This is a genomic window from Pseudoxanthobacter sp. (assembly GCF_036822375.1).
Taxonomy (GTDB): domain Bacteria; phylum Pseudomonadota; class Alphaproteobacteria; order Rhizobiales; family Segnochrobactraceae; genus Pseudoxanthobacter.
This window is the reverse complement of record NZ_DAISHT010000190.1, coordinates 1-6,292: the sequence shown is the minus strand read 5'-3', so window position 1 is coordinate 6,292 and position 6,292 is coordinate 1. Positions and strand designations below refer to the sequence as shown.

Here is a 6,292-nt window from a genome sequence, read left to right as displayed (position 1 = left end):
CCCACGGGCCCGGTCAGGAACAGCTCCCTTAAGGATCGATAAGGCCCCGGGGAATGTGAAGTTCCGTCGGACCGCGCAGTATCGCCCGCAGCAGATATAGCGCGCCGCCCCCGGCTTCGCCAGAGCCGCCGGCTGCGCAGCGGTGGATGCCGACAAACAAAAAACGGCGGCGGGGAGGCCCCGCCGCCGCAATAGCTGTGCAGACGGGTGTCTGCCGCCTCAGAACGCCAGCTCTTTGGCCTGCCGCACCAGCGGCAGGCTGGCGATGCGGGCCAGCACCTCGTCGGGAATCTTGCCGTCCACCTCGACAAGGCAGATGGCATCCTGCCCCTGCGAAAGGCGGCCGAGGCTGAAGGTGGCGATGTTGACGCCGGCCGAGCCGAGGGTGGTGCCGAGCGCGCCGATGAAGCCCGGCTTATCCTCGTTGGTGATGTAGAGCATGTGCGGGCCAAGCTCGGCATCCATCTTGATGCCCTTGATCTCGATGATGCGCGGCCGGCCGTCCGAGAACACCGTGCCGGCCACCGAACGCTCCTGACGGTCGGTAACGATGGTCAGCTTCACGATGCTTTCGTGGGTGCCCTGCGCATCGCGGCGCACTTCTTCCACCTTGATGCCCCGCTCGCGGGCGATGACCGGCGCGGAAACCATGTTCACCTCCTGCAGCAGGGGGCGGAACAGGCCGGCGAGCGCGGCCGAGGTGAGGGCCTTGACGTTCATGCCGGCAACCGCGCCCTCGAACTCGATGCGCACGGCCTTGAGGCTGGTCTCCGTCAGCTGGCCCGCGAACGAGCCGAGCTGCTCGGCCAGCTTCACGAACGGCACCAGCTTCGGCGCTTCCTCTGCCGAGATCGACGGCATGTTGAGGGCGTTGGTGACGGCACCGCTCAGCAGATAGTCGGCAATCTGCTCGGCCACCTGCAGCGCCACGTTCTCCTGCGCCTCGGTGGTGGAGGCGCCGAGGTGCGGGGTGCACACCATGTTGCGGGCGCCGAACAGCACGTTCTCCCTGGCGGGTTCCACGGTGAACACGTCAAAGGCCGCACCGGCCACCTTGCCGCTGTCGAGGGCGGCCCGCAGGGCGGCTTCATCCACAAGGCCGCCGCGGGCGCAGTTGATGATGTAGACGCCGTCCTTCGCCTTCGCCAGCGCGCCGGCATCGATGATGTTGCGCGTCTTGTCGGTGAGCGGGGTGTGCAGGGTGATGAAGTCGGCGCGCGCCAGCAGGGTGTCGAGGTCCACCTTTTCCACGCCGAGATCGAGCGCACGCTCGGCCGACAGGAACGGATCGAACGCAACGACCTTCATCTTCAGGCCGAGCGCGCGCTCGGCCACGATGGAGCCGATATTGCCGCAGCCGATGACGCCGAGGGTCTTGGAGGTCAGCTCCACGCCCATGAAGCGGTTCTTCTCCCACTTGCCGGCCTGGGTGGAGACGTCGGCCGCGGGGATTTCGCGGGCCACGGCGAACATCATCGCAATGGCGTGTTCGGCGGTGGTGATCGAATTGCCGAACGGGGTGTTCATCACGATGATGCCCCGGGCGGTCGCGGCCGGAATGTCGACATTGTCGACGCCGATGCCGGCGCGGCCGATCACCTTCAGGTTGGTGGCGGCGGCGATGATCTTTTCCGTCACCTTGGTGGCCGAACGGATGGCGAGGCCGTCGAACGCGCCGATCACGGCCGCCAGACGTTCCTTGTCCTTGCCAAGGTCGGGTTCATAGGTCACGTCGATGCCGCGGTCGGTGAAAATCTTCACGGCGGCGGGCGAGATCTGGTCGGAAATCAGAACTTTCGGAGCCATGTCCGGTCATCCTCATCGGGGCGCGCGGGCGGCGGCATCGACCGGACGGCAGCCGTCCGGGAGCACGCCACCTGTGACGCGGACCCTCCGCGGGCCGCGCAACGCCGGTGTCGGGAACGAATGCGGTGATTGCACCGGGCGCCCGGCCGGACCGCGCCCCGCAGGGGCCGGCCCGGCGAGCCCGGTTCGTCAGGCCTCAGGCGGCGGCCAGCAGGGCCGCCTTCTCCTCGGCGAACGCCCAGTCGAGCCACGGCAGCAGAGCCGCGACATTGGCGTTTTCCACCGTGGAGCCGACCCAGATGCGCAGGCCCGCCGGCGCATCGCGATAGGCGCCGATGTCGTAGGCCACACCTTCCTTGTCGAGCCGGGCGACGAGGGCCTTGGCGAAGGCTTCCTGCCCCTTGGCATCGAGCGCGGCCACGCCGGCATCGACGATCCGCAGGCACACGGAGGTGTTGGAGCGCGTCTCCGGCTTCACGGCCAGAAAATCGACCCACGGCGTTGCCTGCACCCACGCATCGATCGTGGCGAAGTTGGCATCGGCGCGGGCGTTCAGCCCCTTGAGGCCGCCGACCGACTTCGCCCAGTTCAGGCCGTCGAGATAGTCTTCCACGCACAGCATCGAGGGCGTGTTGATGGTCTCGCCCACGAAGATGCCTTCGTTGAGCTTGCCCTTGGCGAGCAGGCGGAAGATCTTCGGCAGCGGCCAGGCCGGCGTATAGGTCTCAAGCCGTTCCACCGCGCGCGGCGACAGGATCAGGATGCCGTGAGCAGCCTCACCGCCGAGCGCCTTCTGCCAGGAGTAGGTGACGACATCGAGCTTCGGCCAGTCGAGGTTCTGCGCGAACGCGGCCGAGGTGGCATCGCAGATCGTCAGGCCCTTGCGGCCGGCGGGGATGAAATCGCCGTTGGGAACGCGCACACCCGAGGTGGTGCCGTTCCATGTGAAGACCACGTCGTGATCGAAATCGATGGTGCCGAGGTCCGGCAGTTCGCCGTAGGGCGCCTTGATGACGCGCGCGTCGGCAAGCTTCAGCTGCTTCACCACGTCGGTGACCCAGCCTTCGCCGAACGATTCCCACGCCACCATGTCCACCGGGCGGGCGCCCAGCAGCGACCACAGCGCCATTTCCACGGCGCCGGTGTCGGAAGCGGGCACGATGCCGATGCGGTAATCCGCCGGCACTTCCAGCACTTCGCGGGTGAGGTCGATGGCGGCCTTCAGCTTGGCCTTGCCGATCTTGGCGCGGTGCGAGCGGCCGACGGCGGCGTCAGCCAGCGCTTCCAGCGTCCACCCGGGACGCTTGGCGCAGGGGCCCGACGAAAAATGGGGATTGGCCGGCTTTGCAGCCGGCTTGGCAACAGCGGTCATCTTGTGGCTACCCTTTCAGATAGGCGCCCCTCGGTGGGGAGGGGTGTCCCGTGGACGCTGCTACTCCTGCCGCTCTACGCGGTCAAGCGTCGCATCCCGGCCGCCGGGGCCGCGCAACCGGCTGCCGCGAATGCAGCCACACTGCCCAAAGGGAAGGCGGCACTTGAAGATTTCCGTCAGATAGCGACATTCTGACGCATTATTGATCGAGACGATAGCGCAGCCCGATCCGCACTTCCTGCCGGGCGACATCCTGCGCCCGGCCCGGCACCGCGCCGCCGGCGGAAAGGTTGCCGAGACCCATGTAGCGGTATCCGGCATCGAGCGAGACGGCATCGGTGAGCTTCATGGCGACACCGGCCGAACCCTGCCAGGCGAAGTTCCAGGCATCCGCCGAGGCGATCTGCGCGATCCCGGTGCCGGCGAGCGAGATGTCGCCGCCGCTGAGGCTGAGATGCGCGATACCCGCCCCCGCACCGACCCACGGCGTGAAGCGGCCGAGGGAGGGCAGGTCGGCATAGGCATTGGCGAGCATGGCGAGGGATGCGATCTGCGCGCTGGCGCCGAGCCGGCCGCCGCAGCTCAGGCAGGTCTGCGAGGCCTTCACCTCGCCGGGGAAGGCATAATCCAGCGTCAGATCGGTGCGCAGCCAGCGCGACCAGCGCAGCCCCGCGCCGATGCCGAGGCCGCCGGTCACAGCCGAAGCGCTCTCGCCCTGCCCGCCGCCCCACCGCGCGGCAACCGGCCCGCGGGCCTCGACACTGTTGACGGACAGAAAGGAAAGGCCGGCATCGGCCCGCAGGTAGAAGCCGAAATCGTCCTGCACCGCCGGCAGCATGTCGGCGGTGTGCTCCAGCACCGGCGGCTCGCCGAGCGCACCCGCCCCCGCGGCACCCTTCGTTCCGGCCACCGCGGCAGCGGGCAGCAACGTGGCGGCGACGGCGGCGGCGGCAGCGAGAGACCGCAGAGACGAAGGCAGAAGACGCATGGCGCAGACGGTTCCGGATGGGGACGGGATCGGCCGGCGCCCTTCAGCGAGCGCCCGCCGTTCCAATGTCCCCGCAAACCGTTAAGGCCACATTAACCCTGTTTCTTAACCCTGCGGATACCGGGCACAGCCCGCTCAGGCGGCCCGGCCCACCGCCTCCACGATCTCATCCACCACCGCCGCCAGAAGCGTGGCATCGTCGGCCTCGCCCATCACGCGGATCAGCGGCTCGGTGCCGGAAGGCCGGATGACGAGGCGGCCGGAGCGGCCGAGGCGGCCGGTGGCATCGTCGATGACCGCCTTCACGCCGGCATCTTCCAGCGGATGGCCGCCGCGGATGCGCACATTCTTCAGAATCTGCGGCACGGGATCGAAGCGGTGGCAGACCTCCGACACCAGCTTGCCGGTGCGCGCCACCACCGCCAGCACCTGCACCGCCGCCATCAGGCCGTCGCCGGTGGTGGAGTGGTCGGCCAGCACGATGTGCCCCGACTGCTCGCCGCCGACGTTGTAGCCGTCGGCCCGCATGCGCTCCACCACATAGCGATCGCCGACGCGGGTGCGCACCAGCGACAGGCCGAGATCGTTGAGATGCCGCTCAAGGCCGAGATTGGACATGACGGTTGCTACCACGCCGCCGCCCTTCAGCGCGCCGTCGGCCAGAAGCGAGCCGGCGATCACCGCCAGAAGCTGGTCGCCGTCGACGAGGTGACCGCGCTCGTCGCAGATGATGACGCGGTCGGCATCGCCGTCGAGGGCAATGCCGATATCGGCCCGCACCTCCCGCACCCGCTCGCACAGGGCATTCGGATCGGTGGAGCCGCAATGGTCGTTGATGTTGAAGCCATCGGGCTTCACGCCGATCGATACCACCTCGGCGCCCAGTTCCCACAGCGCCGTGGGGGCGACCTTGTAGGCGGCGCCGTTGGCGCAGTCGAGCACCACCCGGAGGCCGCCGAGGCGCATGTCGCGCGGGGCGGTGCGCTTCACGAACTCCACATAGCGGTCGATGGCGCTGTCGATGCGGGTGTTGCGGCCGAGCAGGTGCGGCGGGGCGAGCCGTGCGGAAAGATCGGCATCGAGCATCGCCTCGATTTCCGCTTCCAGCTCGTCGGAGAGCTTGAAGCCGTCCGGCCCGAAGATCTTGATGCCGTTATCGTCGTAAGGGTTGTGAGAGGCCGAGATCATCACCCCCACATCGGCCCGCAGCGACTGCGTCAGCATCGCCACCGCCGGGGTCGGCACCGGCCCGGTCTGGAACACATCCATGCCGGCCGCGGTGAAGCCGGCCACCAGCGCCGTCTCGATCATGTAGCCGGAAAGCCGCGTGTCCTTGCCGATGACCGCGCGGTGGCGGTGCTCGCCGCGGCTGAAGGCCAGGCCGGTCGCCATGCCGACCTTGAGGGCCACTTCCGGCGTGATCGGCCAGCGATTGGCCTTGCCGCGAATGCCGTCGGTGCCGAAATAGCGTCGTGTCATGGTCGTCCCCGGTGCCGCGCCGCCTTGCCGGTCCGGCGCGGAAAGTCGTCTCTTCACCCGGCCGCTTGGCAGCCCTGCTCCGTCCTCTCATAATGGGAGGAAAGGTTGAACCGCCACAGAAGCCGGCTTCAATTTGTGTGACCCAGTGTTGCAGAACCGGCCGGGCGAAGCCCCGGCTGCCCGCAACGGACGCGAACCGGGAAGACCGCCGCAATGCCGCCCCGCTCCGCCACGCTCGCCACCATCGGCCTCGATGCCGACGATACGCTGTGGCACAACGAAACCCTGTTTCACCTGACGCAGGAGCGCTTTGCCGCGCTGCTGGCGCCCTATGCCGACCCCGGCGCCCTGATGGAGCGCCTCGTCGCCACGGAGCGGCGCAACCTGCGCCACTATGGCTACGGCATCAAGGGCTTTACGCTGTCGATGATCGAGACGGCGCTCTCCGTCACCGACAGCCGCCTGCCGGCGGCCGACATTGCGCAGATTCTGGACTTCGGCCGCGAGATGCACGACCACCCGGTGGAGCCGCTGCCGGGCGTGGCCGATACGCTGGCCGCCCTTTCGGCCGACTACCGCCTCGTCCTCATCACCAAGGGCGACCTGATGGATCAGGAGCAGAAGCTCGCCCGCTCCGGCCTCGGCGA

4 protein-coding genes and 1 pseudogene are annotated in these 6,292 nt (G+C 68.4%); 1 reads left to right on the top strand and 4 read right to left on the bottom strand.

Features of this window, described 5'->3' with window-relative positions; translation table 11 throughout:
* Window positions 1-219 precede the first annotated feature (219 nt).
* The 4 genes from serA to glmM all read right to left on the bottom strand — a co-directional run bounded on the left by serA (window position 220) and on the right by glmM (window position 5,645).
* Window positions 220-1,806 (bottom strand): phosphoglycerate dehydrogenase, encoded by a 1,587-nt coding sequence (gene serA, locus V7067_RS14275; RefSeq protein ID WP_334176572.1) that lies wholly within the window; start codon window positions 1,804-1,806, stop codon window positions 220-222.
* Between the two features lie 196 nt (window positions 1,807-2,002).
* A complete protein-coding gene (locus tag V7067_RS14270; RefSeq protein ID WP_334176571.1) occupies window positions 2,003-3,178 on the bottom strand; it encodes a phosphoserine transaminase in 1,176 nt (391 codons plus the stop codon).
* Between the two features lie 199 nt (window positions 3,179-3,377).
* Window positions 3,378-4,166 (bottom strand): outer membrane beta-barrel protein, encoded by a 789-nt coding sequence (locus V7067_RS14265; protein ID WP_334176570.1) that lies wholly within the window; start codon window positions 4,164-4,166, stop codon window positions 3,378-3,380.
* Window positions 4,167-4,301: 135 nt separating this feature from the next.
* Window positions 4,302-5,645, bottom strand: coding sequence for a phosphoglucosamine mutase (glmM, locus tag V7067_RS14260; protein ID WP_334176569.1), 1,344 nt, complete (start codon window positions 5,643-5,645; stop codon window positions 4,302-4,304).
* A gap of 213 nt (window positions 5,646-5,858) precedes the next feature.
* Between glmM and V7067_RS14255 the strand changes: the two are divergent.
* Window positions 5,859-6,292: pseudogene (locus tag V7067_RS14255) on the top strand (HAD family hydrolase); the annotation flags it as partial.

Excerpts from the sequence above, each read along its gene's own strand:
- serA (WP_334176572.1), bottom strand. The coding sequence starts at position 1,806 with ATGGCTCCGAAAGTTCTGATTTCCGACCAGATCTCGCCCGCCGCCGTG.
- V7067_RS14265 (WP_334176570.1), bottom strand. The coding sequence starts at position 4,166 with ATGCGTCTTCTGCCTTCGTCTCTGCGGTCTCTCGCTGCCGCCGCCGCC.
- V7067_RS14270 (WP_334176571.1), bottom strand. The coding sequence starts at position 3,178 with ATGACCGCTGTTGCCAAGCCGGCTGCAAAGCCGGCCAATCCCCATTTT.
- glmM (WP_334176569.1), bottom strand. The coding sequence starts at position 5,645 with ATGACACGACGCTATTTCGGCACCGACGGCATTCGCGGCAAGGCCAAT.